The organism is Microbispora sp. H13382 (assembly GCF_014161445.1).
Lineage (GTDB): Bacteria > Actinomycetota > Actinomycetes > Streptosporangiales > Streptosporangiaceae > Microbispora.
Map to the genome: position 1 here is coordinate 1 of NZ_JABBXA010000005.1, position 25,744 is coordinate 25,744.

The 25,744-nt window shown below is 73.1% G+C and carries 26 protein-coding genes; 10 read left to right on the forward strand and 16 right to left on the reverse strand.

Annotation, left to right across the window (positions count from 1 at the left end; all coding sequences use genetic code 11):
• Positions 1–1,231: acetyl/propionyl/methylcrotonyl-CoA carboxylase subunit alpha (locus HHX41_RS11965; RefSeq protein WP_182906012.1), on the reverse strand; the 1,231-nt coding region annotated here is incomplete at its 3' end.
• A gap of 197 nt (positions 1,232–1,428) precedes the next feature.
• Between HHX41_RS11965 and HHX41_RS11970 the strand changes: the two genes are divergently transcribed.
• Both HHX41_RS11970 and HHX41_RS11975 read left to right on the forward strand, forming a co-directional pair.
• Entirely contained in the window at positions 1,429–2,583 is a 1,155-nt protein-coding gene (locus tag HHX41_RS11970; protein WP_169986068.1) for a S8 family serine peptidase, read from the forward strand.
• Between the two features lie 118 nt (positions 2,584–2,701).
• Complete coding sequence (locus HHX41_RS11975) at positions 2,702–4,969, forward strand: serine/threonine-protein kinase (protein WP_182906013.1); 2,268 nt, start codon at positions 2,702–2,704, stop codon at positions 4,967–4,969.
• Between the two features lie 241 nt (positions 4,970–5,210).
• On the opposite strand, the gene HHX41_RS11980 is transcribed toward HHX41_RS11975, so the two are convergent.
• The 3 genes from HHX41_RS11980 to eccCa are packed head-to-tail and all read right to left on the reverse strand — an operon-like array spanning position 5,211 to position 10,657.
• Entirely contained in the window at positions 5,211–6,329 is a 1,119-nt protein-coding gene (locus tag HHX41_RS11980; RefSeq protein WP_220503994.1) for a WXG100 family type VII secretion target, read from the reverse strand.
• A 22-nt stretch (positions 6,330–6,351) separates the two neighbouring features.
• On the reverse strand, positions 6,352–6,657 hold the full coding sequence (locus HHX41_RS11985) for a hypothetical protein (RefSeq protein ID WP_182906014.1): 306 nt from the start codon (positions 6,655–6,657) through the stop codon (positions 6,352–6,354).
• 19 nt (positions 6,658–6,676) lie between these two features.
• A complete protein-coding gene (eccCa, locus tag HHX41_RS11990; RefSeq protein WP_182906015.1) occupies positions 6,677–10,657 on the reverse strand; it encodes a type VII secretion protein EccCa in 3,981 nt (1,326 codons plus the stop codon).
• Between the two features lie 73 nt (positions 10,658–10,730).
• On the opposite strand from eccCa, the gene eccD reads away from it, so the two are divergent.
• Positions 10,731–12,194: a type VII secretion integral membrane protein EccD gene (gene eccD / locus HHX41_RS11995; protein ID WP_310741934.1), complete on the forward strand. Its 1,464-nt coding sequence runs from the start codon at positions 10,731–10,733 to the stop codon at positions 12,192–12,194.
• A 30-nt stretch (positions 12,195–12,224) separates the two neighbouring features.
• Here eccD and HHX41_RS12000 read toward each other — a convergent pair whose 3' ends face one another.
• The 6 genes from HHX41_RS12000 to HHX41_RS12025 all read right to left on the reverse strand — a co-directional run bounded on the left by HHX41_RS12000 (position 12,225) and on the right by HHX41_RS12025 (position 15,733).
• Positions 12,225–13,004: an SGNH/GDSL hydrolase family protein gene (locus tag HHX41_RS12000; RefSeq protein ID WP_182906016.1), complete on the reverse strand. Its 780-nt coding sequence runs from the start codon at positions 13,002–13,004 to the stop codon at positions 12,225–12,227.
• Positions 12,991–13,656, reverse strand: coding sequence for a PadR family transcriptional regulator (locus tag HHX41_RS12005; RefSeq protein WP_182906017.1), 666 nt, complete (start codon positions 13,654–13,656; stop codon positions 12,991–12,993). The genes HHX41_RS12000 and HHX41_RS12005 overlap by 14 nt, the downstream gene beginning before the upstream one ends.
• 71 nt (positions 13,657–13,727) lie before the next feature.
• Complete coding sequence (locus HHX41_RS12010) at positions 13,728–14,105, reverse strand: YbaB/EbfC family nucleoid-associated protein (RefSeq protein WP_259400922.1); 378 nt, start codon at positions 14,103–14,105, stop codon at positions 13,728–13,730.
• Between the two features lie 11 nt (positions 14,106–14,116).
• On the reverse strand, positions 14,117–14,494 hold the full coding sequence (locus tag HHX41_RS12015; RefSeq protein ID WP_182906019.1) for a YbaB/EbfC family nucleoid-associated protein: 378 nt from the start codon (positions 14,492–14,494) through the stop codon (positions 14,117–14,119).
• Positions 14,491–15,360, reverse strand: coding sequence for a hypothetical protein (locus tag HHX41_RS12020; RefSeq protein WP_182906020.1), 870 nt, complete (start codon positions 15,358–15,360; stop codon positions 14,491–14,493). The genes HHX41_RS12015 and HHX41_RS12020 overlap by 4 nt, the downstream gene beginning before the upstream one ends.
• A 10-nt stretch (positions 15,361–15,370) precedes the next feature.
• Positions 15,371–15,733 (reverse strand): hypothetical protein, encoded by a 363-nt coding sequence (locus HHX41_RS12025; RefSeq protein WP_169986084.1) that lies wholly within the window; start codon positions 15,731–15,733, stop codon positions 15,371–15,373.
• A 350-nt stretch (positions 15,734–16,083) separates the two neighbouring features.
• Between HHX41_RS12025 and HHX41_RS12030 the strand changes: the two genes are divergently transcribed.
• A complete protein-coding gene (locus HHX41_RS12030; protein WP_169986086.1) occupies positions 16,084–16,524 on the forward strand; it encodes a YbaB/EbfC family nucleoid-associated protein in 441 nt (146 codons plus the stop codon).
• A gap of 119 nt (positions 16,525–16,643) precedes the next feature.
• On the opposite strand, the gene HHX41_RS12035 is transcribed toward HHX41_RS12030, so the two are convergent.
• The 6 genes from HHX41_RS12035 to HHX41_RS12060 all read right to left on the reverse strand — a co-directional run bounded on the left by HHX41_RS12035 (position 16,644) and on the right by HHX41_RS12060 (position 21,091).
• Complete coding sequence (locus HHX41_RS12035; RefSeq protein WP_182906021.1) at positions 16,644–18,059, reverse strand: WXG100 family type VII secretion target; 1,416 nt, start codon at positions 18,057–18,059, stop codon at positions 16,644–16,646.
• A 28-nt stretch (positions 18,060–18,087) separates the two neighbouring features.
• The gene (locus HHX41_RS12040; protein ID WP_182906022.1) at positions 18,088–18,501 is read right to left on the reverse strand and encodes a hypothetical protein; all 414 of its coding nucleotides are present in this window, start codon (positions 18,499–18,501) and stop codon (positions 18,088–18,090) included.
• Between the two features lie 15 nt (positions 18,502–18,516).
• On the reverse strand, positions 18,517–19,932 hold the full coding sequence (locus HHX41_RS12045; RefSeq protein ID WP_182906023.1) for a WXG100 family type VII secretion target: 1,416 nt from the start codon (positions 19,930–19,932) through the stop codon (positions 18,517–18,519).
• A gap of 28 nt (positions 19,933–19,960) precedes the next feature.
• Positions 19,961–20,323 carry a hypothetical protein gene (locus tag HHX41_RS12050; protein ID WP_182906024.1) on the reverse strand — a complete coding sequence of 121 codons (363 nt, stop codon included), beginning with the start codon at positions 20,321–20,323 and terminating at the stop codon, positions 19,961–19,963.
• A 78-nt stretch (positions 20,324–20,401) separates the two neighbouring features.
• The gene (locus HHX41_RS12055; protein ID WP_142569316.1) at positions 20,402–20,704 is read right to left on the reverse strand and encodes a WXG100 family type VII secretion target; all 303 of its coding nucleotides are present in this window, start codon (positions 20,702–20,704) and stop codon (positions 20,402–20,404) included.
• Between the two features lie 36 nt (positions 20,705–20,740).
• Positions 20,741–21,091: a WXG100 family type VII secretion target gene (locus HHX41_RS12060; protein ID WP_169986094.1), complete on the reverse strand. Its 351-nt coding sequence runs from the start codon at positions 21,089–21,091 to the stop codon at positions 20,741–20,743.
• Positions 21,092–21,324: 233 nt separating this feature from the next.
• On the opposite strand from HHX41_RS12060, the gene HHX41_RS12065 reads away from it, so the two are divergent.
• From HHX41_RS12065 to HHX41_RS12090, 6 genes are read left to right on the forward strand one after another with little or no spacing between them, the layout of a single operon-like run.
• On the forward strand, positions 21,325–22,437 hold the full coding sequence (locus HHX41_RS12065; protein WP_182906025.1) for a hypothetical protein: 1,113 nt from the start codon (positions 21,325–21,327) through the stop codon (positions 22,435–22,437).
• 3 nt (positions 22,438–22,440) lie between these two features.
• Positions 22,441–23,226: a hypothetical protein gene (locus HHX41_RS12070; RefSeq protein WP_182906026.1), complete on the forward strand. Its 786-nt coding sequence runs from the start codon at positions 22,441–22,443 to the stop codon at positions 23,224–23,226.
• Positions 23,226–24,488 (forward strand): SseB family protein, encoded by a 1,263-nt coding sequence (locus tag HHX41_RS12075; RefSeq protein ID WP_182906027.1) that lies wholly within the window; start codon positions 23,226–23,228, stop codon positions 24,486–24,488. The genes HHX41_RS12070 and HHX41_RS12075 overlap by 1 nt, the downstream gene beginning before the upstream one ends.
• A 42-nt stretch (positions 24,489–24,530) precedes the next feature.
• Positions 24,531–24,959 carry a hypothetical protein gene (locus HHX41_RS12080; protein WP_220503995.1) on the forward strand — a complete coding sequence of 143 codons (429 nt, stop codon included), beginning with the start codon at positions 24,531–24,533 and terminating at the stop codon, positions 24,957–24,959.
• A gap of 18 nt (positions 24,960–24,977) precedes the next feature.
• Positions 24,978–25,397 (forward strand): YbaB/EbfC family nucleoid-associated protein, encoded by a 420-nt coding sequence (locus HHX41_RS12085; RefSeq protein ID WP_310741935.1) that lies wholly within the window; start codon positions 24,978–24,980, stop codon positions 25,395–25,397.
• A complete protein-coding gene (locus HHX41_RS12090; protein WP_169986101.1) occupies positions 25,394–25,744 on the forward strand; it encodes a hypothetical protein in 351 nt (116 codons plus the stop codon). Before HHX41_RS12085 ends, HHX41_RS12090 begins: the two co-directional genes overlap by 4 nt.

The window sequence follows — 25,744 nt, forward strand, 5'->3', positions numbered from 1 at the left end:
CGCCGATCTCGTACTCGGCCAGGGCCCGGCGTGAGCGCTCCAGCGCCTGGGCCCGGGTGGCGCCGGTGACGATCAGCTTGGCCACCAGCGAGTCGAACGCCTGCGGCACGCTCATCCCGGTCTCATATCCGCCGTCCAGCCGCACCCCGGGCCCCGACGGGACCCGCATCGAGGTGATCGTCCCCGGCGCGGGCAGGAAGCCCCGGCCCGCGTCCTCGGCGTTGATCCGGAACTCGATGGAGTGGCCGCGCAACACCGGGTCGTCGTAGCCCAGCGTCTGGCCGTCGGCGATGCGGAACATCTCGCGGACCAGGTCGATGCCGGCGACCTCCTCGCTGACCGGGTGCTCGACCTGCAGCCGGGTGTTGACCTCCAGGAAGGAGATCGTGCCGTCCTGGCCGACGAGGAACTCACACGTGCCGGCCCCGACGTAGCCCGCCTCGCGCAGGATCGCCTTGGAGGAGGAGTACAGCAGCTGCAGTTGCTCGTCGGTCAGGAACGGTGCGGGGGCCTCCTCGACGAGTTTTTGGTGGCGGCGCTGCAGTGAGCAGTCGCGGGTGGAGACGACCACGACGTTGCCGTGGGTGTCGGCCAGGCACTGGGTTTCCACGTGCCGGGGCCGGTCCAGGTAGCGCTCGACGAAGCATTCGCCGCGTCCGAAGGCGGTGACGGCCTCGCGGACGGCCGATTCGTACAGGTCGGGGATCTCTTCCAGGGTGCGGGCCACTTTCAGGCCGCGGCCGCCGCCGCCGAAGGCCGCTTTGATCGCGATGGGCAGGCCGTGCTGCTGCGCGAAGTCGACGACCTCCTGCACGCCGGAGACGGGGTCGGGGGTGCCGGCGACCAGGGGGGCGCCCACGCGCTGGGCGATGTGGCGGGCCGCGACCTTGTCGCCCAGGGCGGTGATGGCCGCGGGTGGCGGGCCGATCCAGATCAGCCCGGCGTCGATGACGGCCTGGGCGAAGCCGGCGTTCTCGGCGAGGAAGCCGTAGCCGGGGTGGACGGCGTCGGCGCCGGTCTGCTCGGCCACCGCGAGGAGCTTGTCGATGTGCAGGTAGGTCTCGGCCGGGCTCTGCCCGCCGAGCGCGTGGGCCTCGTCGGCCACCCGCACGTGCAGCGCGTCCAGGTCCTGGTCGGCGTAGACCGCCACACTGGCGAGGCCGGCGTCCCCGCACGCCCGGGCGATCCGTACGGCGATCTCACCGCGGTTGGCGATCAGGACCTTGTGCACCGTGTCCATCCTTCCCTAGGGCCCCTGGTTACGAGCCTTGCTGGATTTTAAGCACCCGCAGCGGCCCGACGGCGTCCGCCCCCTTGCTGAGTGGGACCGCTGTCAGAACTGTTTTCGCCGCTCCCGGTTCTCATCGCCGGTATGCCTGTTTCGAACCGGCATCGCCGGTCAAGTCCGACAGGTTAGGCTGATCACTCATGCGGGGACCCGGCCTTCTGGCGACCGTGCTGGCGCTGCTTCTCGTGGCACCGCCCGCGCCTCCCGCACAGGCGCACGCCGCGCCGGTGCGGTGCGCGCCGCGCAAGGGCAGCATGCAGGTGGCCGAGCCGTGGGGGCAGCGGAGACTCGACCCGAAGCGCGTGTGGCCGCTCACCACGGGTGAGGGGGTCACCGTCGCGATCATCGACAGCGGAGTGGACCTGACGCACCCGCAGATCCACGTGGCCAAGTCGGTGGACTACACCGGGACGGGACACCGCGACTGCGTCGGGCACGGCACGGCGGGGGCCGGGATCATCGCCGCCCAGTATCTGAAGGGCGTCCCCTTCCACGGCGTCGCGCCGGGCGTGCGGCTGATCTCGCTCAAGCAGACGAACGAGGAGAACGGCGAGGTGGACACGCTGGCGAGGGCCATCGTGAACGCGGCCGACTACGGCGCCGACGTGATCAACGTGTCGATCCAGGCCCAGGACGATCCCAAACTCCGGCAGGCTGTGGCGTACGCGCTGGACAAGGACGCGGTGATCGTGGCGGCGGCCGGCAACACGACCGCGGAGGACGGCACGCCGGAGCCCGCCTACCCCGCGGCGTACCCGGGCGTGCTCGCCGTCGGGTCGGCCACCCCGGACGGCAGGCGCGCCGACTTCTCCAACACGGCCACCCCCGTCGCGGTGCTGGGGCCGGGCCAGAACATCACCTCCACCTGGCCCGGACGGTCGTACATGGGCGGGCTCGAAGGCACCAGCTTCGCCGCGCCGTACGTCGCGGGGGTGGCGGCGCTGGTGCGTGCCCGCCATCCGGGGCTGAACCAGGAACGGGTGCGGTGGCGCATCACCGCCACGGCGGACGGCGGCGTGGGGGCGGGCACTGGTGCCGGGATGGTGAACCCGCTGCTCGCCGTCACCGCGATCCTGCCGCTCGAGGCCGTCGACGCCCCGGTCATCGCGCCGCCGGCGCCGGCCCCGCTGCCGCCGGGCGCGGTGAGCAAGGCGGCTCCGGTCGACCAGGAGGCGGTCGACCTGGCGCTCACGATCGCGGTGGCGGCGCTGTGCGCCGTGGGCCTGATCGTGGCCGTGCGGGTGTTCGTGCCGATGGGCCGGCGCAGGGGGTGGCGCCCCGGCCGCGAGAGTTGACACGCCGGCATCAGGTAATTGACGCTTCAATGTTTTGGGCTGGCGAAAACTGCTGCTTTGTGTCGGGTGCTCTTGGTTGAATGATCCTGATCAGGTCGCTTTTTCAGAAAGGACTGAGATGCACCCTTTACGGCCGGGTGATCCCGAGCAGATAGGCGAGTACGCCATCCTGGGACGGCTGGACGAGGGGCCCCGCGGCGACGTCTATGTCGGCAAGGAGTCCGGCGACGACGCCCCTGTGCGGGTGATCAAGCTGTTGGCCGCCGAGCCGGGTTCGGGGCAGGCCGTCCTCGACCGGCTCACTGTGGCCACACGTGTGTCCAGCTCATATGTGGCCCGCACGATCGCGGCGGGCCTGCTCGGCGATCGGCCCTACGTCGTCAGGGAACACGTCGAGGGGCGCAGTCTGGCCGCCGCCGTCGCTGCCGGGGGCCCGCTCTCCGGCGAGGCGCTCGAACGGGTCGCGGTGGGCCTGCTCACCGCGCTGACCGCGGTGCACCTCGCCGATCTCGCGCACGGCGCGCTCACCCCGCACAACGTCATCGTCGCCGACGACGGGGTCAAGCTGACCGACGTCGCCGTCGGGCCGCCGGTGGGCGAGCCGGCCTACCTCGCCCCCGAGCAGATCAGGGGCGGGCGGTACGACGCGTACGCGGACATGTTCGCCTGGGCCGCCACGGTCGTCTTCGCGGCGACCGGGCGGCCGCCGTTCCCGCAGGATCCGCAGGCGGTGCTGAACGCGCCGCCCGACCTCGGCGGCCTGGAGGAGCGGCTGCGCCAGGTCGTGCTGCCCGCGCTGGCCAAGGAGCCGGGGCAGCGCCCCACCGCCTACGCCGCGATGCTGCGGCTGCTCGGCGGTGACGCCGGGGCGAACCCGGCGGCGAGCCCGGCCTCGGGAGTGGTGCTGTCCCCGCAGGTGCCGCAGCCTCCCCAGCCCGCGCAGCCGCCGCTCGGGGGAGTCCCCGTTCCGCCGGCTCCGCAGCAGACGTGGGGCCCACCGTCCGTGCCTCAGCAGCCCCAGCAGGCGCCGGCCGCTTCCTGGCAGCCGCCCGCCATGCCGCAGGAGCAGCCTCCGCAGCAGACGTGGGGGCCGCCGACCGCCCAGGGCCAGGTCGAGCCGGCCAGGCGCAGGCCTTTCCCCGTCGGCCTGGCGGCGGCGGTCGGCGCCGTGGTCCTGCTCTCCGGAGTGGGCCTGTGGGGCGCGGGCCGGTACGCCGAGGTCCAGCTGTCGCCGGCGGCCGCGGAGCGCGCCGCAGGGCAGCACGGCTCCGGCGGCAGGGTGGCCGCGGACCTCACGGACGCCGGTGGCGGGCCCGCGGGCGGCGGGGCCGGAGGCGGCGGGCAGAACCCGACGGCGGCGCCGCAGGTGACGGTGCCATGGGCGCTGTCGTCCAACGATCCGGACAGCCCGGTGCAGCCGCTGGTCTTGCCGAGCGAGTGGCCGACCGACGGCCCGGTGACGCCGGAGCTCACCTCGGTCCCGACCCCGGGCCCGATCGTGCCGGTGCCGACCCAGCCGGTGGTCCCGCCGCCGCAGCAGCCGATCGACCAGACGCGGCCGACGGCCCGGGTGACGACCACCACCACGGTCATCGCGACGCCCAGCCCGGTGCCGACCGAGCCGACTCCGGAGCCCCCGCCCTCGCAGTCGCCGAGCCCGGCGGCCACCGAGACGCAGGAGCCGGTGCCGAGCCCGGAGGAGCCGAGATGGCCCGGCCGGCGGAATCCGCACGCGTCGCCGTCGCCGGCCACCGCCGAGCCGTCCCCGAGCCCGGCCGCGCCGTCGCCCACCGCGACGGTCGCGCCGACGCGGACGGTGACGCAACCGGCGACGCCGCGCCCGACCGCCACGGCCCCGCGCCCGACCGCGACCTCCCGCCCGACCGTGCAGCCCACGGTGCAGCCGACCGTGCAGCCGACGGCGCGGCCGACGGTCACGGCCAGGCCGACGGTCACGGTGAAGCCGACGGTCACGGTGAAGCCGACGGTCACGGTGAAGCCGACGGTCACGGTGAAGCCGACGACCGAGGCGCCGAGGCCGACCCGCACGGCCGCTCCGGTCAGGAACCCCTACGCCCCTGAGCAGGTCTGCGGGGCGGGCTTCTACGTGCAGCGCAGCAGCGCTCTGGCGGGTGGCGCCATCTACCAGCTCTACAACGCGAGCACGGGGGAGAACTGCGTCGTCACCATCAAGACGGCCGACGTCGGCAAGGCGACGCCCGTCTCCGCGACCCTGGAGGTCCAGGGCGGCGTGAGCAAGACCGACAGCGGTAGCTACGAGTACTACGCCGGCCCGGTGAAGCTGCAGGCCAAGGGCAAGTGCGTCAGGTACCTCGGCCGTATCGGCGGGGCCGGCGCCAGCGCCGACTGGGGCAACTGCGGCTGACGAACGCCGGGAGGCCGGACCGGCAGGTCCGGCATCGGGTAGCCGCTGATCAGGAAGGCCGGGCGGGCAGCCGCCCGGCCTTCCGCGTTCGTGCCCCGGTCTTCCCCGTGCCCCGCGTGCCGCGCTCGGCTCTCGGCCGGCCGCGCCCGGTCTTCCCCGTGCCTCTCGCCGGCCACCGCCGCGTGGCGGGCGACGGCGGGCGGTTCCCGGTGCCCGACGCGGCCCGCGCCGGGCGGGCGGCTCAGTATCCCCGGTATCCGGTGCCGGTCTTCATGCCCACCACGCCGGGCACGGCCGAGACCGAGCCGTAGCGCTCGATGGCGTACCGGACGCCCGCCACGATGTTGTCGACGGGGTTCCAGATGTCCTTGTGCCCCGGCAGGGACCAGCGGTTGAACGTCGGGTCGATGGTCTGCATCAGCCCCTTCGACGGCGTTCCCGCGGCGGCGTTCGAGTCCCAGTTGTTGATCGCGTGCGGGTTCCCGCCCGACTCGTGCCTGATGATCATCCAGATGTCGTCCCGGTTCATCTTCTCGGCCGGGTAGCCCTGGGCCCTGAGGATCGCGACGGCCTGCTCGATCCACTCCTTGACCTGGCCCGTGGGCGCCGGCCCGCCGCCGGGCGGAGGCGGGCCGCTGGGGCCGTAGCCGCCGCCGCCCGCGCCGCCGCTCAGGCTCGTCTGGCCGTACGACGCGTACGTCGGGTGCGCCTTGTCGCCGGGGGCCCCCGTAGAGCCGGTGTAGCCCGGGTCGCGGCGCCAGTCGACGGCGTGTCCCTGGCGGGGTACGAAGTCCTGTTTGCCCGGGTCCGGGATCTTGGCGAAGGTGAGCGCGCCGTCGCGGTAGTCGCCGCCCAGCTGCCCGCCCAGCGTCTTCGTGGCGTCGCCGACGGCCGTGGTCACCTGCTCCAGGTGCGGCCGGGCGTCCTCGACGCCCCGGGAGACGATGGCCCGCAGTCCCTTGTCCAGCTCCTCGTCCGTCACGTCCTTGTTGCGGGCGCGGTAGGTCGCCGCGTCGGCGACCACGCCGGCGCAGATGCCGTCGATCTTCGACTTGGCGCTCTCCAGCGCGGTGGCGACCTTCTCCAGCGCGCCCGCGCACGCGACCAGGGCGTCGTGGAGGCCGTCCGCCGCCTTGCCGTACCTGTTCATGTAGCCCACGAAGGCATCGGCGGACCGGCCCTGCCAGGCGGCATCCACCGTGCGTACGGCCCGGCCCACGCCGCCCGCGTAGTCCTGCGCGTCGCGGGCCGCGCCGCGCCACTTCCCGGCGATGTCGCGAATCCCGCCGGGATCGCCCTTCACCTTCTCCGCCATGGCGGACAGCTCGGCGCCGCCCGGCAGATCCCCGACGCCGCTCATGCCACCCCCTCGCCTGGCAGGCTCATGCCCGCATCGACCCGGATGTGGCCGTGTGGGCGGTCCGGACGTTGTCCTGCACGGTCTCCAGCGCCCGCTCCACGCCCTTCAGCTTGGTCCTCGCGTCGCCCGCCTCCGCGGTCAGCGCGGCGTAGGCGGCGTCGACCGCCTCTGCCAGCGCCGCGGCGCCGTCCACGTGCCCGAAGGCGGCCGCCCGGGTGCCGGGCGTCTCGGGAAGACCGCCGTGCAGGCTCTCGTACTGGCCCCAGGCCTTGCTCACCGCCGTACGGCAGCTCTCGAGCGCCTGGAAGTGGATGTCGAAACCGGCCACGTGCCGCTCCTTTCCGCCGTCACTCGCTGTCCGCGGGAGGCAGGAACGCGGTCTGGGCGAGCCGCGCGCCGAACCTCCTGTCGACGTGGTAGCCCCGGCCGGGCGGCAGCGGGTGCGCCCGGACGTTGCCGAACAGGTAGCCCTCGTCCTTGTTGCCCGACAGGATGACGGCGGGGCTGGCCATGTCCTTCAGCTTCTGGATGACCGGGTCGTACATGGCCCGGCCGGCGCCGCCCATCTGACGCGACAACACCAGGTGGAGCCCGATGTCCCGCGCCTGCGGCAACAGGTCCACCAGGGGCAGCAGCGGGTTGGACGAGGTGGCGACCAGGTCGTAGTCGTCCACGACGATGTAGACGTCCGAACCCTGCCACCAGCTCCTCGTCCGCAGCTGCTCGGGGGTGAGGTCGGCCGGCGGCAGCCGCTTGAGCAGGGCCCCGCGCACGTCGTTGACCAGCTCCTGGGCGGCGGTGCTCGACGCCGCGTAGCCGATGCGGTGGGCGGTCGCGGCCGAGTCGAGCAGCGACCTGCGGTAGTCGACGACGATCATCATCGCCTCGTGCGGCTGCCGCCTGGCCACCAGTCCCTCCGCGACGAGCCGCAGCAGGTTCGACTTGCCGCTCTCGGTGTCGCCCAGGACGACGAAGTGCGGGTCGGCGTCGAAGTCGAGCAGCACGGGCGAGAGCGTCGCCTCGTCGATGCCGATGGCGATCTTCGGCCCCGTCTCCTCGGGGCCGGGCAGGGAGGCGGCGGGCAGCACCGGCGGCAGCAGCCGGATCGCCGGCGCGGGCGGCCCCTGCCAGGCGTCCCTGACCGCGTGCACCAGCCCGCGGACGCCCGCGGCGAGGTCCTCGGAGCTCTGCACGCCGTCGATCCGCGGCAGCGCGGACAGGAAGTGCAGCCCCTCCTTGGTGAGGCCGCGTCCCGGCACTCCCTCGGGGACCGCCAGCGACGCCTTCCTGTTGACCTCGGACTCGTAGGCGTCGCCGAGCTTGAGCTCGACCCTGGTGCCGAACAGGTCGCGGATGCTCGCCCGGAACTCCGACCACTTGTTGGTGGCCGCGACCACGTGGATGCCGTACCCGAGGCCACGGGCGGCGATGTCGGTGATGACCGGTTCGAGCGACTCGAACTCCTGCCTGAGCGTGAGCCAGCCGTCCACGACCAGGAACACGTCGCCCCAGCCGTCGCCGTCGCGGCCGGACTCGGCCCGCATCCGCCGGTACGCCGCGACCGACTCGATGCCGTGCTCGGCGAAGTCCGCCTCGCGCCGCTCCAGGATGGTGGAGATCTCGGCGACCGTACGGCGGACGCGGTCGGCGTCGAGACGGCTCGCGACGCCGCCCACGTGCGGCAGCGCCTCCAGCGAGGCCAGGGAGCCGCCGCCGAAGTCCAGGCAGTAGAACTGCACCTCGCGTGGCGTGTGCATCAGGGCCATGCTCGTGACCAGGGTCCGCAGCACCGTGCTCTTGCCGCTCTGCGTGCCGCCCGCGACGCCGACGTGACCCGCGCCTCCCGACAGGTCGAGCCAGTAGGGGTCGCGGCGCTGCTCGAACGGCCGGTCGACGATGCCGACGACCGCGTGGAGCATCCCCCGCCCGCCCCAGCCCGCGGTGGTCAGGCCGTGCTCGGGCGTGACGGACAGCGGCGGCAGCAGGTGGGCCAGCGTCGGCGGCTCGGCCAGCGGGGGCAGCCAGATCGGGTGCGCCGGCGGGCCGTGGCCGGTGAGCCGGCCGACCACGACGTCGAGCAGGCTGTGCCGCGGTCCGCCGGGCTCCTCCGCGGGCGCCAGCTCCCTGGACGGCTCGGTCACCTCCACGGGCGCGAAGGCGGGGCCGTACTCGACCACCTCGCGTACCGGCCGCCCGGCCTCGCCGGGGGCGGACCGCCCGGGGTCGGCGTGGTGGGGGCCGGACACGTAGGCGGCCTTGAACCGGGTCATCCCCGTGGTGTCGTACTTCAGGTAGCCGTTGCCCGGCGCGGGCGGCAGCTCGTAGGCGTCGGCGACGCCGAGGACGACCCGGCTCTCCATCGCCGAGAACGTGCGCAGGCCGATCCGGTACGACAGGTGGGTGTCGAGGCCCCGCAGCCGGCCCTCCTCCAGGCGCTGGGAGGCCAGCAGGAGGTGCACGCCGAGGGAGCGGCCGAGCCGCCCGATCATCACGAACAGGTCGATGAACTCCGGCTTGGCGGTGAGCAGCTCGCTGAACTCGTCGATCACGACGAACAGGGTCGGCATCGGCTTGAGATCCGCGCCCTGCTCCCTGGCCCGCTCGTAGTCGCGCAGCGAGGCGTAGTTGCCCGCGGCGCGCAGCAGCTCCTGGCGGCGCACCATCTCGCCGTGCAGCGCGTCGTGCATGCGGTCGACGAGCGGCAGCTCGTCCTCCAGGTTGGTGATGACCGCCGACACGTGCGACAGGGAGTCCAGGCCGAGGAACGTGGCGCCGCCCTTGAAGTCCACCAGCACGAAGTTGAGGATCTCGGAGGAGTGCGTGATGGCCAGGCCGAGCACCAGGGTGCGCAGCAGCTCGCTCTTGCCGGAGCCGGTCGCCCCGATGACCAGGCCGTGCGGCCCCATGCCGCCCTGCGCGGACTCCTTGATGTCGAGCTCGACGACCCGCCCGTCCGCGCCCAGGCCGATCGGCACCCGCAGCCGGTTGCGCCCCGCGCGGGGCTGCCAGATCACCGCGGGATCGAGGTGGACGGGGTCGCCCACGCCGAGCAGGTCGGTGAGCGAGGTGTTGACGCCGAGCACGTCCTGCGCCTCGCCCTGGGCCCCGGCGGAGGCGCGCAGCGGCGCGAGCTGCCGGGCCAGCCCCTCCGCCTGGGGATAGCCGAGGCGGTCGGGGTCGCCGAGCCGGTTGCCCGACCGCCGCCCCGCGTGGTCGATCTTCACCATGTGGAAGCCGTCGGGTTGCACGTCCAGCCGGAGCGTGATCGCCTCGGGCGCCGGCCCGGTCGAACCGGACAGGTCGATCACCGTCACGCCCTGGATGGCGTCCGAGCCGAGCTGGCTGTCGTGCGGCACGTGCCCGCCGTCCACGATCACCACGTGGTACGGCAGGGCGTCCGCGGAGGCGCCGGGACGGAACCGGGCCCGTTCCCTGAGTTCCTCCCCGACCAGCGTGTCGAGGTGGGCGAGGTTCTCCGCCATGAGCCTGACCTGGCCCGCCGCGTCGGTCTGGTCGGGGTGCAGGGCGTGCGGCAGCCACTTGACCCACTCCCAGTGGGGCATCCACTCCTTGCCGGCGCAGATCATGATCCGCATGTCGTCGGGGGAGTGGAAGACGACGAGCTGCGCGATCACCGCCCGCACCAGCTCGCGCATCGCCGCGGAGTCGCCGGTGAGGTGGATGCGGGCGAAGGAGTGCAGGGCGACCGCCACGGGCAGCCCCGACACCGTGGCGTGCGCCCGGACGAACCGGCGCAGCGCGCCCGCCGACAGCGCGTCGAGGTCCTCCACCGGCTTGGTGTCCGGCGGGACGAGCTGGATGGCCAGCTTCTGCACGCCGGTGCCGAGCCGTACGGTCGCGAAGTCGTCGTCGCGCGGCCTGCGCTCCCACAGACGCGGCCCCATCGCGATCCACCACAGCGACTCGGGCGGCGGCCCGCTCCACTCCAGCGCCTCCCGCTGCTGCACGGCCGCCCTGCGGACCTTCCTGCGGATCTGCGACAGGTAGCGGAAGTAGTCGCGGCGCAGCCCGTTGAGGCGGTTCCTGCGCTCACCGGCGTTGCGCCCGAGCTGGCCCATGCTCATGCCGACCATGGAGACGGCGAACAGCCCGCTGGCCACGTACATCAGGGGGTTGCCGGTGCCGCCCGCCGTGAACATCAGCGCCATCGCGGCGCCGCCGGCGAGCATCGGCACGTACGTGAGCATGGACATCAGGCCCTGCGGCTGGACCTCGGGAATCTCCGGTGGGGATTCCAGGAGAATCTCACCGCGGGGCGGTTTGGGGCCCGGGCGGCGCTCGGGGCGCGAGACGACGACAATGCTCATCTGACTGACTTTTCTACCAGGTTTGCCGATATTTTCGGGCTGTCAGAGAGATCTTCGGGAGAGGATTCCCGCCGTGTCATCGCCGGCCCCCATTCAGGTTCAGCACGGCCAGATCCAGCAGGGTCATGCCCAGCAGGGCGCGCTGCCGCAGGCGGCCGCGCCGCTGCCACCTCTGTGCCACGTCACCGTGGTCGCTCCACGCAGGAAGGCGGACCTCGCGCTGCCGGCCGACATCCCGCTGCCCCACGTTCTCCCCGGGCTGCTGCGCGCGGTCGGCGAGGTGGGCGGCGACGCGGCCGCGGCCCCCGGCTGGGTGCTGCAGCGTCTCGGCGGCCCGCCGCTCGACCTCGGCCAGAGCCTGGGCGCGCTGGGCGTCCTGGACGGGGAGATCCTGTACCTGCGCCCGCGCGACGCGGCGCTGCCGCCCGCCGTGTACGACGACGTGGCCGACGTGGTCGCCACCGGGACCAAGGAGGGCGGCGGCAGGTGGGAGCCGCGGCACACGCGGCTGCTCGGCATGGGCGTGGCGGCCGGTCTGCTCGCGCTCGGCGCCGTCGTCCTCGCGCTCGCGGCGGCCCCGCCGAGGCTGACCGCCGGAGTGGCCGGAGCCGTCGCGGTGCTGCTGCTCGCCGCCGGGACCGTGGTGTCCAGGGCCGTCGGCCAGCCCACCGCCGGCGCCCTGATCGGCTACGCGGCCCTGCCACACGCCTTCCTCGCCGGGCTGTTCACCCCCGGCGCCTCGGGCGCCGTACTGGTGCTCGGCGCGCCGAACCTGGTGGCCGCGCTCGCGTACACCGCGCTGGTGGCCACCGTCGGCGGCGTGCTGGTCGCCGACGGCGTGGCGGGTTTCCTCGGCGTCGCGGTCGCGTCCGTCGCCGGGGCCGTGGGCGCCGCGTGCGTGATGGTGTTCGGGGGACCGGGCGCCGGGGCGGCGGCCGTGGTCGCGACGGTCCTGCTGGCGCTGAGCCCGCTGATCCCCACGCTGTCGTTCCGGATGGCCAGGGTGCCGCTGCCGCCGCTGCCCACCAGCGCGGAGGAGTTGCGCAGCGACAACCAGCGGATCGACGGCCCCCTGGTGCTGCAGCGGACCGCGCAGGCCCACCGGTACGCCACCGGCATGGTCATCGCGATCGCGCTCGCCGGTGGCGCGGCCGAGCTGCTGCTCGTCCAGCAGGGCGGCTGGGTCGCCCGCGCGACGGCGGCGACGCTGGCGCTGGCGCTCGCGATGCGGGCGCGGGTCTTCGCGGGGGTCGCCCAGCGGCTGTGGATGGTCCTCGTGGCCGTGGCCGGGGCCGTCGCGCTGGCGTTCGCGCTGGGCACGGGCGCCGACGCGGTCGCCGAGGTGGCCGTGACGGTCGGGGTGCTGTGGACGGCCCTGCTCGTGCTCGGCCTCGGCCTCTGGTTGCCCACGGGCAGGCCGTCGCCGTTCTGGGGACGGGCGGCGGACATCCTCGACGCGCTGCTGGTCGTCGCGCTGATCCCGCTCACGCTGGGCGTGCTCGACCTGTACGCCTGGGTGCGCGGCCTGTCGGGCTGACCCTCGGGGCGCGGCACGGGCGTCCTGCGGTCACGCCGTGGGACGTACGGGCAGCAGTGCGGGACGTTTGGCGGTGCGACCGTCGCCGGACGATCTGCCGAGGAGACGCCGCACCAGCCACGGGCCGAGGAACGTGCCCGCCCAGCGCAACTCGGCGCCCAGAGCCCGCCACCCGGCCGGATCCACCGGGGGATGCAGGGGCAGCGTCCAGGCGTCGTCGCTGCCGGGCACGCCGAGGGCGTGGGCCACGGCCGCGGCGATCCGCTCGTGGCCGAGCGGACTCGCGTGGAGCCGGTCGGCGCTCCATAGCCGGGGGTCGGTGGCGACGGCGTGGTACGCCGTCTCCGCGACCGCCACCCCGTGCCGCGCCGCCGCCGCCCGGATGCGGTCGTTGAGGTCGAACACCCGTGACCGGAGCGGCCGGGCGATCGGCGCGATCTTCCCGACGTCCGGGAACGTGAGGGTCGCGACGCGGGCGCCGGCGGCCGTGAGACCGGCGAACATCGCCTCCAGGTGCCCGGCCACCTCGGCGGCGTCGAAGCGGGGCCTGATCAGGTCGTTGACGCCCGCGACGACGGTGACCAGATGGGGGCGCAGGGCCAGGGCCGGCGCGAGCTGCCCGGCCCGTACCTCCCCGGCGAGCCGCCCGCGCACCGCGAGGTTGGCGTACGTGACCTCCGGGTCCACGGTCGTGAGCCGCTCGGCGAGCCGGTCGGCCCAGCCGCGCGGGTGGGCGGGGTCGCCGTCGCCGAGCCCTTCGGTCTGGCTGTCGCCGACGGCGACGTAACGCAGGGGCTCACCGCTCGGCATGGGCCACCTCCGGATTCCGTGGGGCCGGCGCGGTCCCCTCTCGTGGCATGGCCGCGATTCCTTCGCCAGGCACGGCCGCCGTCCTTCCGTCTGGCGCGGCCGGGCTCCTTTCCCGCAGGATCGCCGCGGTCCGCAGGCACCAGTCGCGGTTGCCCTCCTCGAAGGCCAGACCGCGCAGGCAGGTCAGGTACGGCCCCACGCGCCGGCCCGCGCGGAGGAACTCCTCTTCGCCCAGGCCGCCGCGCATCTTGCGCAGGATCCGCCGGAACAGATCGATCTTGGCCTCGGCCATGGCGGCCCTCTCCTCGACCTGACGGATCAGCGGCCCGGCGTCGACGTGGTCGGCCGCCTGCACCTTGACGAGCAGGTCGTCGCGGATGAACGACGGCTTCGACGCGGCCGCCGCGAATCGCTCCAGCTCGGTGAGCCCGGCGTCCGTCACGTGGAAGAGGCGCTTGGTGGGCCGGGTCTCCTGGACCACCCGCCGCCCCGCGACCAGCCCTTCCTGCTCCAGCTTGGCCAGCTCGGCGTACAGCTGCTGGGGCAGGGCGTGCCAGAAGTTCGCCACACCGACGTCGAACGCCTTGGCCAGCTGGTAGCCGCTGAGCTCCCCGTCGAGCAGCGCCGCGAGGACGGCGTGCCGTAGGGCCATGGAACCGCTCCCTTCGCTCTTATAGTCAAGGATATGACTATTCAACGAATTGAGTAGCAGCGGTATATGGCTTAGAGCCGGTCGGCGCCTTCGGGCGACGCCCGATCGCCGAACGCGCGGCGGGCCTCGTCGAGGAGACCGGCCACGTGGGGCAGACCCGCGGCGTCGAGCCCGCCGCGCAGCACCTCCTCCTTCGCGGCCTCCGCGGCCGCCTCGGCCCGCCGTACGGCCTTCAGGACGGCCTCCGCGAGCGAGCGGCTGTCGAGCCCGCGCATGCTCAGCGGGTGGATGTCGAGGGCGCGCAGCGTGCCGACGGCGTCGACGGTCGCGGTGATCCGCCCCCCGTCGGCACTCCCGGCGTACTCGCGTGTGCTCCATTCGGCCGCGAGCTCGTCCATCCACACGGCCGCCGCCGACAGCCGTTCCATGCGCGCCCGGAGCTCGCGCATCTCGGTCACGCTCACTCCTCCCGCAGCAGCGCCCGGACGTACGGGGCGAGCGGGTCGCCGTGCGGAGGCGATTGCGCGAAGTCCTCCATGGCCTTCCCCAGCCGCTCGCCCACCTTGCTCCGCGCGGCGCCGATCGCGCCCTGGATCGCGGCCGACATCGCGACGTGGTCGAGGTCGCGCATCGCCCGCGGATCGACGGTCAGCCCGAGCAGGCGGCCGGCTCCGGAGACCCTGGCCACCACGGCGCCCGTGGCATCGGTCCCCTCGACCACCTCCTCGCTCAGCCCGTGGAGCAGGTCGGCGAGCGCGCCGACGCGGCCCTGGACCTCCCGCACCAGACCGGCGACGTCGCCTTCCCTGCCCTCGTTGAACGCGGCCGTGTTCCTCACCGGGGCTCCTCGCTCGCGGGCTGCCAGTAGTCGTGGATGTGCGCGCGATCCGCCACCGCGGGGGTGAGCGTGAGGTCGCGGCGGCCCCGCGCCGGGTCGCCCTCCTCGAAGAAGGCGGCCCGTACGTCGTTGAGCTTCTGCTCCACCTTGTTGAGGTCGCCCTCGCAGGCCATGTAGATGTCGGCGAACTGCTTGACGAGGTTGCCCAGCGCACTGGCGAAGACGCCCACCTGCGATATCAGCGCGACCCGCCCGGCCGGGTGCGCGCTCATCGCCGCCAGCGTGCGGAGGATCGGCGCCGAGGCCGCGTAGAGGCCGAACACCGACAGGTCGTACTCCAGGACCTCCTTGAACTGGCTGTGCATCGCACCGCTCATCTCGCCGGTGACCCCGTGGAGCTTCTCGTACAGGACCGTGGTGTTGAAGCGGACCCGCCGCCCGAGCAGGTCGGCCGCGTGGCCCTTCCAGTTCGGGCTGACGTCCTGGAAGTAGGAGAACCAGATGTCGGACCGGCCGCTCTCCAGCCGGCTCCCCATCTCCTTCCACAGCTCCCGCCGGTCATAGAAGAGAAAGGGGTTGCCTAGGTTCATCGTGGCCGCCACGTCCAGGGCGAGGGCCGCGCCCCCCAGCCCGGACATGGCCATCGCCGTACGCGTCTGCTGCCGCAGCGGGTTCAGGCCCTTGACCAGGTTGCGGAAGAAGCCCGGATCGGTGCGGGTGGCGACGGAAGCGGCTCCGTCGGCCGGCGCCACGCGTACGGCCCGCTGGACGTTGCCGCTCGAGTCCGTGATGTAGAGCTCCCCGGGGCCCGGGGCGGGCCGGCCGGGGACGAACAACCTGCCGGGCTCGCCGGGTGAGGTCGACATGCGGCTCCTCTCAGGGACGCGTGTTCCGGACGGCCGCCGTGCCGGCCTTCTCCGCGGCCACGTAGTTGTCGGCGGCCCTGACCAGCGTCTCGCCGTCCCTGCGCAGGGCGTCGCCGAGGATGCCGGCCGCGCCCGACCAGGTGTCGGAGACGGTGTTGAACCGGTGGACGAAGGCGAGCCCGACGATGGGGACCCCGGCGAGCGGAGCGAGGTTCCAGCCCTCGAAACGGGGCGTCGCGTCCTTCATCCGCCGGACGCCCTCCGCGGAGCCGCCCACCGTGCCGGCGAACTTCCTGATGAAGCCCGCGGCCACCTCGTAGCCGGGCAGGCCGGACGAGCCGCCGTCCGGCGCCGGCACCCTCGCCGGGACCACGGAGGCGCCTCCCTGGCGCTGCCCGCGTATCGAGTCCGGCAGGCACGGACCGGCCGGGCACGGAGGCGTGTGCGGGCAGGGGCTCACCATCGCGGAGACGGAGGAGGCCGGGAGGGCGGACGGCCCGGATGGCCCGCTGGAGGAGGATGCGCCGTACGACACGTGATCTTCCCTATCACCGGGCTCCGCGCCCCCGCCATGCGCGGGGGTGACGTTTCCGCAGGTGGAAAGCGGAAATTCGGGGCTTGTTCACTGGCGTGTAACGGCGAGCCCGCAAACCCCCGTACGCCCGCCTTTGATGCGTTAGCGTGCCGATGTTCCGGAAATCGCGGCAAAAAAAGGGGGCTCGTATGGCCGGCAGCGCATTCGACGACTTCGACGTGGAGCGGTTCAGCCGGAGCGCCGACGCCAGGATCGCGGCCGTCGAACGACTCCAGGGCACCCTGTCCTCGCTCGTCGGCCGGGCCCGGGACGAGGACGGCCTGGTCGAGGTGGAGTTCACCGGCCGGGGGCTGAGCGAGCTGGAGCTTCACCCCAAGGCGATGCGGCTGAGCTCGGGCGAACTGGCCGAGCGGATCAAGGAGACGGTGCGCGCCGCGTCCGACGACCTGTACCGGCAGATGAACCGCGCCATGGCCGAGGTCCTCGGGCAGGAAGGCGACCAGACGAGGTTCCTCAACGACCCCGAGGCCGTGCTCACCCAGGTCAGAGAGGCGGAGTCCGCCTTCGACCGCACCGCGGAGGACGTGCTGGGCGAGCTCGACCGGATCAGTCGCAGGCTGAACCTCTGAGCGGCGGCCCCGCCCGTCCGGCGGAGACCACGCGAACGGGCGCGATTTCCCGGGCCCGCGCTGGAACCCGTGCCCCTCCCGCCAACCTTTGCCCCGGGCAAAACTTGGCGGTCGCGGCACTAGCCGATGCGGTCGGGGCTGATCGTGCTCGTCACCCGCCAGACGTCCGGCTCGGGGTCGTAGATTTCCCGCTCGCGCTCGTCCTGCCCGCCCGTCCCGGCGCCGCCCGCCGGCGCGTAGGGGAGGAAGGACGAGCCCGCACCGCTCTGGCCGGTCCGGTAGCCGCCCAGGAGGCCGGCGGCCTCCCCGGCGACGCCGGCCCCGTAGCCGGTGCGCGCCCCGCCGTACACGCCGATCACGCCGCCCGGCGGCAGCGTGCCGGTCGGCCCGGCCGTGGGCAGGGGCATCCGCGGGTCCGGATAGCCGGTGAGCGCGTTGGGGGTGGTGCCCGCGGGGGCCGTGGCGCCGGGCAGGGGATGGGTGGTCGCCAGGTCCGTCGAACCGCCCCCGATCACGGCCGGAGCCGTGCCCGAACCGTCGCCGGAGCCGCCCGGCTGTCCCGTGCCGGGCTGTCCCGGTGCGCCGCCGGTGCCGGGGAGGCCACCCGTACCGGGGTCGCCCGTGCCGCCGGACCCGTCCGCACCGCCGCCCCCGGAGCCCGTGCCGCCGGAGCCGTCCGCGCCGCCGGAGCCGCCGCCCGAGTGGCCGCCCCCGCCGGATCCCGAGCCGCCGGACCCGGACCCGTTGGAACCCGAGTGCGCCGAGCCCGAGCCGGTCGAGCCGTCACCGTACGAGCCGCCGTGCCACACGCCGTCGGAGGTCGTGGTGGGCGCGCCCGTCCCGCCCACGCGGATGCGCGGAGAGTCCGCGAGGTCGATGTGCAGCGGCTCGACGGCGGGCAGCTCGAAGGCCAGCCCCTCGGCGAAGGCGTTGTTCGCCTCCTGGATCTGCTCGTTGAGCTTGCGGAAGTGGGCCCTCGCCGCCTCGTCCTCGTTGAGATAGGGCGCGGGGCCGGGAGAGGGGGCCGGCGAAGGGAGGCTCCGGGGCGAGGCGGAGGAGAAAGACGAAGGGGAAGGGATGGGGGAGGGGCTCCCGCTCGTGCCGCCGCCCGCGCCCTCGTCCGAACCGCCCGGGGCGGCGGGGAAGTTCGTCTTCGCGTCGCTGACCACGTCCGCGTACCAGGACATCGCCGCCCCGCTCGCGGTCATGGCGTCGCCGAGCGCGCCCGCCGTGGCGTAGAGCGCGCGGAGGGCGGACTGCACCTGCTCGGCGGCGGGACCGCGCCAGACGGCGGACAGTTCCTTGGCGGTCCTGCTCAGGGCCGCCTGGATGCCGATCTCGGACGGCCCGTTGCCGCCGACCTTCCCGCCCACCAGGTCGGCGGCGTTGGTGAACGCCCGACCGGCGCGGCGGACCGCGTCGGGACTCGCGGCGTCCAGCTTCTGCTTGATCTGCTCCCGGGAGAGGTTCTCCGGGTCGAGCCCGTCGAGGCTCGCGTACACCTTGATCGGCTCCCAGCCGGCTTCGGCCCCCATCGCGATCTTTCCCCTTGCCCTCGGCGGCTCACGCGCTGCTGCTCGTGTGGCCCTTCTCGTAGTTCACGACGGCTTGCTCCACCGCGCTCACCATCGCCTCGATGCGGTCGATCAGCAGCTGATACTTGCCGCTGAGCACCTCGTGGGCCTGCTCGGCGTTCAACCCGAAATACTTCGCCGCCTCCCACGGGCCGGTCTCCGCGGGGCCGACGTTGGTCAGTCCCTGGACCTCGCCCGCGGTTCCCGGGCCGCTCCAGGTGGCGCTCATGGTGGCGGGGGCGCGCCCGCGCAGTGTGCCGAGCTCGTCCCGCAGCCCCTTGAGGATCTGCCGGACCCGCGTGTGGTCGATGTACACGTCGGCCGGCCCCCCGCCGAGACCCGGCCAGCTCTCCGGCATCCTCAGCTTCGGCGGCGGCGATCCGCCGTCGGGTGCGTAGCTCATTTCGCCTCCCTCGCCTTAGGCCTTGTCGATGCGCGCGGACGTGGTCTGCTGGTCGCTGACGAAGAAGTCCTCGTCTTCGAGCAGCCAGGTGGTGCGCTCGCGCTCCTGGCGCTCGCCGCCCCCGCCCGCCCCGTGCGGGGCCATCGGGACCATGCCGTTGCCCGCGGCGGCGCGTGACGCCGCTCCGTTGACGCCCACACCCCCGGCGCCGATCCCCGGGCCCGCGCCGGAACCGCCGCCCGCGCCGTACCCGCCGTACCCGGTGCCGGGGCCGGAGCCGGAGGCGCCGGTCAGGCCGTTGGGGACGGCGGTCTGCGGGGTGTGGCCGGAAAGGCTGGTGCCGCCGAGCCCGGCGTCGTCCAGCCGGGTGCCGTTCGCGCCCGCTCCGGCCGGTACGGAGCCGTTCGATCCAAGGGCGCCGACGCCGCCGTTCAACCCGCCGTTCAGGCCGCTGCCCGGCCCCGTGCCGTCCAGTCCCGTGCCGATCCCGCCGCCCGGGCCGCCCGGGCCGTACGGGTCGCCCGTGCCGTTCCAGCCGGGGAAGCCGCCGTCGCCGAGGCCGTCCGGGCCGGAGCCCGTGCCGAGGTCGCCGAGCGAGGCGGGGTTCTGCCAGCCCCGCACGTCCGTGGGGACCGATCCGCTCGGGAGGGTCGTTCCCGGGCCGGACAGCGGGTCGTAGGACGGGGGCGTCATGTCGAACTTCGGCACGTCGGTGTCGAGCGACTCGGGGAAGAGGGCGTTGGCGGCCTGCGTCGCCTGCGTGAGCTTCTTGAGGTGCTCCTCGGCCGCCTTCATGTCCTTCTCCTCCTTCGACTCCCCGAAGAGGTTGAGGAAGGGACCGTCGCCGAAGGCCGAGCCGATGGCGCCGGCCAGGCCGCCGACGATGAACCCGCCGACGCCGCCGATGACCGCGCCGGGGATGGCTCCGACGCCCGCGAAGGGAGAGCCGACGACGGCGCCGCCGGCCGCGCCGACCGCCCCCGCCTCCACGGCCGCGTCGTACCAGTCGATGTCGCTCTTCGTGGGCTCGGGGACGTTCTCGCCCCGGAACTGGTTGAGGGAACTGGCGTAGACGTCCAGCGCGGGCACCACGCCGCGCGCCGAGGGCGACCCCGCCTGCCCCGCCGGAGCGGAGGTGTCCACGATCGCGGTCATCACCGCGACCGTGGAGGCCCTGAGCCGGCGGAGCTGCTCCTTGACCTGTTTGGCGTCCTCACCCGTCGTCCAGTGCTTGTCGAGCGAGTCCAGGTGCCTGTCGAGCGTCTCGACCACGGACTTGAGCTTGTCGTGCACGCCCTTGAACTCGCCCGAGGCCGCCCTGATGAGCTCGGGGTCGGTCTTCTCGAGCGAGGTGCGCAGCGTCTCCAGCATGACGACGCCCGGATCGGACGCGTCGATCGCCGCCCTGATCGGCATTCTCCGCTCCGCCACGGCGCCTCCTCAACCACTCCGCGTACGACTAGACGTCCGCCACACCGACGTGCCGCGCGCCCGCCTGCTCTCCGGCGTCGAGATTCCTGACCGCCAGCTCCAGGCGTTCGGCGGCGATGCCGAGGGTCGAGGCGATCTCCGCGTAGATGGCGGTGACCGCGACCTCCGCACCGGTCAGGCTCGAGTGGAACCCCGTGGCGGCCTCCCAGAAGCCGCCGATCGCCTCACGCCGCATGAGCAGGCGCTTCACCGCGCCGCCCTCGTGGAAGGCGGCCGGTGTCATCGTGCCCTTGGACGCGCCCGGCGCCAGCACCTCGAGCACCTCCTCGAAGTCCTTGCGCGCGTTCCTGAGCGCGGTCCGGCTGACCTCCACGCCACCGTCGCGAGCCATGCGTCACCCTCCGTCAACGCCGTGACGGGCACCGGCGAAGGAGCGCCGGCGCCTCCGGCCGTACCGTTGGACGTCCGCTCACTTGCCGTCGAACATGGCCGCGTTGATCCGCTCCACGTCCTGCATGTTCATGTTGGTGATGTTGATGTTCTTCGCCAGCAGCGAGACGATGTCCGCCAGGCCCTTGGCCTCCTGCTGCCAGATCCGCCGGGTCTGGTCGTAGGCGTCCTTGGCGCCGCCCTGCCAGATGGCGGTCTTGGTGTTGAGCTTGTTCTCCAGGTTCTCCAGCTCGGTGACCAGCCGGTTGAAGGCGTTCTGGAACTCGGTCTCGCCTGAGTCGAGACCGCTGAAGTTGACCTTGGTGATGTCGAAGTCCACCATCGCGCTCTCCGTCCGTTCCTGGTGGTCGTCTCGGGCTCAGCGGCTGTACGAGGCGGGCGGGGCCTGGTTGATGAGCGCCTCGATCTTGTTGATCTCGGCGGTCGCCTGCGCGTTGAACTCGGCGTAGTTCTTGTTGTTCGCCCGGATGCTCTCCGCGAGGGTCTGCAGGCTGCCCAGGATGACGTCCATGCGCTCGTGCCACAGCAGGTGCACCTTGTTGAACGCGTGGTGCGACTCGCCCTGCCAGTGGGTCCTGAGGTTCTCGCCGGCGCTGTCCAGGTAACGCTGGATGCCGCGGATGTTCTCGGCCGCGTCGCCGATCCAGGTGATCGCCTCGTCCAGGTCGTGCCGGCTGACTTGAGCCTGGCTTGCGCCAGAGTGCGACATGGCCACCTCCACTGATCCTGTCAATTACCCCCGACCAGGCGGGTCGGGTGATGACCCAAAAGTCACAGTAATGGATCAGTGGACGCCTTGCCGGGACTGTCCGAGATTAAGATTCTGTCACGTCTCTTGTGTTTTTGTCAGACAGCCGGTTAGGGGATTTGTACGTTTTGCGAGCTTTGGGGTGACTCGGGCCGCATATAGGTGAAAACGCAATCAATCGGCCGGAGGATGTTGTGGCGGATACGAGCGGGGGCGGGACGAGTCCTTTCGCCGGACTCGCGACCACGATGGGATCGGGCGGCGCGGTGAACCCGCGCCTGGCGGACCCCGAGTTCAAGATGGACTACGGCGAGGTCGCGAAGTTCGGCAACGACGTGGCCGGCCGGGGCCAGGTCCTGGCGGACACGAGCGGCCGGATCAAGCAGATCCACCTCCCGCCGTTGACCTTCGGCGTGATCGGCGGCGCCCTGAACGGCGTGCACAGTCAGGTCCGGAACCAGGCGGCCGACGCCGTGGCGAAGGGCAAGGACGTGCTGGAGTCCTGGAAGGCGGCCCTCGACCAGGCGGTCGAGAACGCCAAGGAAGCCGAGAAGCAGAGCTCGGGCGGCACCGGGAAGGACCCGAACGGCCTGACCGGCGGTCCGAAGGGGGCCGGGATCGACCCCAAGGGCCTGGGGCTCGGCGGCGGCGGCCTCCCGAAGGGCGGAGCCGGCCTCGGCGACGGCTGGAAGCCGCCGAAGGACATGCTGGGCACCGACGTCGACACCGGCCCGAAGCATCCGGACCTGCCCGGCGCGGGCGCCCTGCCCGGCGCCGGTGACCCTGACGGCGGCGGTCTCGGCGGCAGCGGCCTCGGCCCGGACGGCAGCGGGCTCGGGAAGGACGGCCTCGGCCGTACGGGCCTCGACGGGCTCGGCCAAAGCGGTGTGAACCCGCTGGAGACGCCCAAGCTGAACGCCCCGGGCGACACCTCCCTTTCGGCGCACAACCCGAGCCCGCCGTCCGTGCCGACCCTGCCGACGACGCCCGGCCTCGGCACGACAGGCTACGGGCCGGGCGACTACCCCACGGGGGCGCGGTCCGGCACCGGCACCGGCGGCTACGGCGCGGGCGGCTACGGTCCTGCGGTGTACGGCCCGGGCGCCGGTCTGGGCGCCGCGGGCGCCGGGCGTGCCGGTGCCGGGGCCGGCGGGATACCCGCCATGCCGTACGCGCCGATGGGGGGCGCGGGGAGCGGCGACCACGACAAGGAACGTGAGCGGGGCGCCGCGGTGCCGGAGGACGAGAGCACCTGGTTCGGCGACGAGGACGTGGCGCCTCCCGTCCTCGGGATGCAGGAGGACTAGGCCATGGTGAGCATCGGGAACGTCGAGATCTGGGACGCGCGCAACAACTTCATCACCGGCGCCGGCCTGGCCGCCATGGCCTCGTACCTGGAGCCGAGCGCGCTGCCGCTGGCGGGGCTGCTGGCCACGATGATCGCCGACCCCGACTCCATGTCGCGGGGCGCGCGCGAGTGGCGCAACGAAGGAGGCGAGGGCGGCCAGGCGCCCGTCGACATCGGGCGACTGCGTGAGGATCTCAAAGGGCAGCTCACCGCGCTCGAGTCGAACGGGCATCTGAAGGGGCGGATGCTGACCACGGTCAAGGAGAAGTTCGCCGAGCTGGACAGCCAGCTCGACGGACTGGACCAGGGCATGAAGGGGGTCGGCGCCAGCCTCGACTCCGCGTCCCAGCTCTACACGGTGGCGAGCTTCATCTCGCTGGCGATGGGCGGGGCGGCGTTGACATTGGCGCACATCAGCGCCGCGGCCAGGGCCAACCCCCTCTCGATGGCCGCGATCCAGCCCACTGTCACCGGCATCATGGTCACCATGTCCAGGACCGCGCAGAGGGTGTTCGCGGTCCTGGCCAGGTTGAACCTGAAGGTCGCCGCCATCTTCACGGGGGTCGCCTACCTCGCCGGCGGCGCCCAGCAGAAGTTCCCCGGCATGCAGGCCGTCACGATGAAGGCGCCCGACTTCACCAAGGCCGCGGTGGCCTTCAACCCGGTCAACGGAGGTCTCACCGATCCCCTTCCGGACCCCGATGACATTCCGAAGACACCGTCCTTCATGCCACCGATCGGCATCTGATGGAGTGGGCGGCCAGCGCGTTCGAGCGGCGGCTCGGGGCGGCGCACGACGCGGGCGACCTCGCGGTCTGCCTGAGCATGCTCAGGGACACCGAGCTGGCGCTGCCCATGCCGCCGGAGGGCGACCCCGCATGGGTGAAGATCACCGCGCCCGACCGGGTGTGGCTGCCCGCCTACACCTCCTTCGAGGCCATGACGGCGGCCACGGGCCTGTCACGCGCCCGGGTCACCTCGCTGGTCGAGCTGGCCGCGGGCTGGCCCGACCCTCGCTGGGGCCTCGCCGTCAACCCCGGCCTGCCGGTGCGCTTCCTGCTCGAACCGGGGACCGTCGCCAGGCTGGCGGTCCCCACACTCGCGCAGGACCGCGTGGCGGAGCCCGAGCCGGCGCTGCCGGTCGTGCAGAAACCGCTGACGCCGGGGGAACTGCACACCTATCTCGGCGAGGGGGAGTCGCGCGTCTCCGGCTACTGCCACCACGCGCTCGACGTGGCGCACGTGGCGACGCCCGTCGTGCTCGTCGACATGCTGGGCCGCCGGGCCGACGAGGGGCTGCTCACCGGCGACGGCTCGGTGCTCCTCCTGCGCTGGCGTACGGTCGGGCTCAACCTCTACCGCACGCCGTACGGCGGGACCGACGAGGCGGGCATGGCGGCGGTGGCCGGCTGGGTCGTCGAGGAGCCGCCGTTCGCCGGCATGGGCCTCGCGCCGAACGCCGACTATCCGGTCCGCGAGTACAAGGTGGACGCCGTACGGCTGCCGCACGGCTCGGAGATCGTCGAGCTGACCACGGCGGGGACCGAGATCGTGCGCGCGGTCTACGACGGCGACCTCGGCCGCTGGGGGCCCGGAGAGCCGGCCGCCGTCTCCCCGAGCTCCTATCGGGCGCGCTGGCGGGGGGCCGATCACCCGGCCAACCCCGATCCCGGGCACGACGGGCTGCTGATCCGGCTGCTGCGCGACGAGCCGGCCGAGGGGTTCGAGGAGCGTGCCCCGGGCCGCTTCGTGCGGCCCGTGCCCGCCGAGGAGTGCGAGGCCGTCCTCCACGTGACCCGGAAGTGCGAGTGGCGCGGCGCCCCCTGTCTCGTACGCGACGAGCGCGCGGGCGAGCTGCTGCTCGAATACACCGGCGGGCGGCTGCCGGTCGCGCGGGCGCTGGGCATGGAGCGTATCGAGCGGGGCGTCCACCGGCGGTGGGTGGCCCGCGCCGAGGCCGGCGAACCGCGCGAGCACGCCGAACTGCTCGACCTGGGACTCACGCAATAACCTGAGGCCCGGGACGACCCCGGAGCGGAGGGACGGACGCAGGTGAGCGAGCCCGATCCGCACATCCACGTCGGGTCGAAGGTGCTGCAGGCCGGTGCCGACTACCGCAATCTGGTCGCGTCGTCGCTGGGCCGCGCACCCGACGCGCCCGATAGCGTCACCACCGGTTGCGGGCTCCAGGTTCCCTATGCGATGACCTCGATCCGCCCGGAGAGCGTCACCTGCCTCGCCTGCCGGGAACACGCCCACCGTGAGCATCTGCGCTACGCCGAGCAGGTGGAGCGCCTGAGCCGGATGCCCGGCGCGCCCGTCACCGGCGACCAGGCCGCCAAGGCCCGCGCGGTGGGCCCGGGACCTCGCGAAGAGGTTCTCCGGCGCGTAACCCGCCGCCGTCTGACGCACTTCACTAGCCGGATGTCCGATCACGGTGTGATAATCCCGGATATTGGACATAGATCATCATCGGTGTGAACGCGGTCGAACGGGGTGGTGAACACGACCGGGGGACAGGCGCAGGACGCCGCCGGGATGCGGGCGTACGCCGAGGAGCTGCGGGCCACGTTCCTGCGCCTGCAGGAGGAGGCGCCCGCGCTGCACGAGAGGGCGCGTGCCGTGCAGGTGACGGAGAAGTCGCGTGACGGGCTGGTGGCGGCCACGGTCGGCGCGAACGGCGAGCTGATCAGGCTGGACCTCGACCCGCGCATCTACCGGCGGCAGGACGCGCGCGGCCTGGCCGACGCCATCACAGGGACCATCCACGCCGCCGTGGCCAGGGCCCAGGAGCGGGTCGTCGAGATCTTCGCGCCGATCATCCCCGCCGACCAGATGAGGGCGCACATCGAAGGCGATCTCGACGCCGTGCTGGAGCAGATGTCGACGCGGTTGCCGAAGCCGCCGGGGGAGAGATGAGCGAGCTTTTCGAAGTGAACTATGTCGACATCCGCCCGCAGCAGCTCGCGAAGGGCCTGTCCCAGTGGCACGCCGCGTCGTCCGAGGCGGAAAGCGGCTACCTCGCCGGCCTGCGGGAGATCCGGCGGCTCAACGCCGCCGAGCCGTGGGGACACGACACGGCGGGCTCGGCCTTCCACTCCGCGTACACCGAGGGCGACGGGCCGGAGAAGGTGATGGACCGGGGTGCGGAGCTCACCGCCAAGGTGGTCGAGCTCGGCCCGACCGTACGGCGGAGCGCGGAGAACGCCCGCGGCATGGACGCCGCGCGGGCCAGGGAGGTGCACGAGATCCTGAGAAGGGTCTGA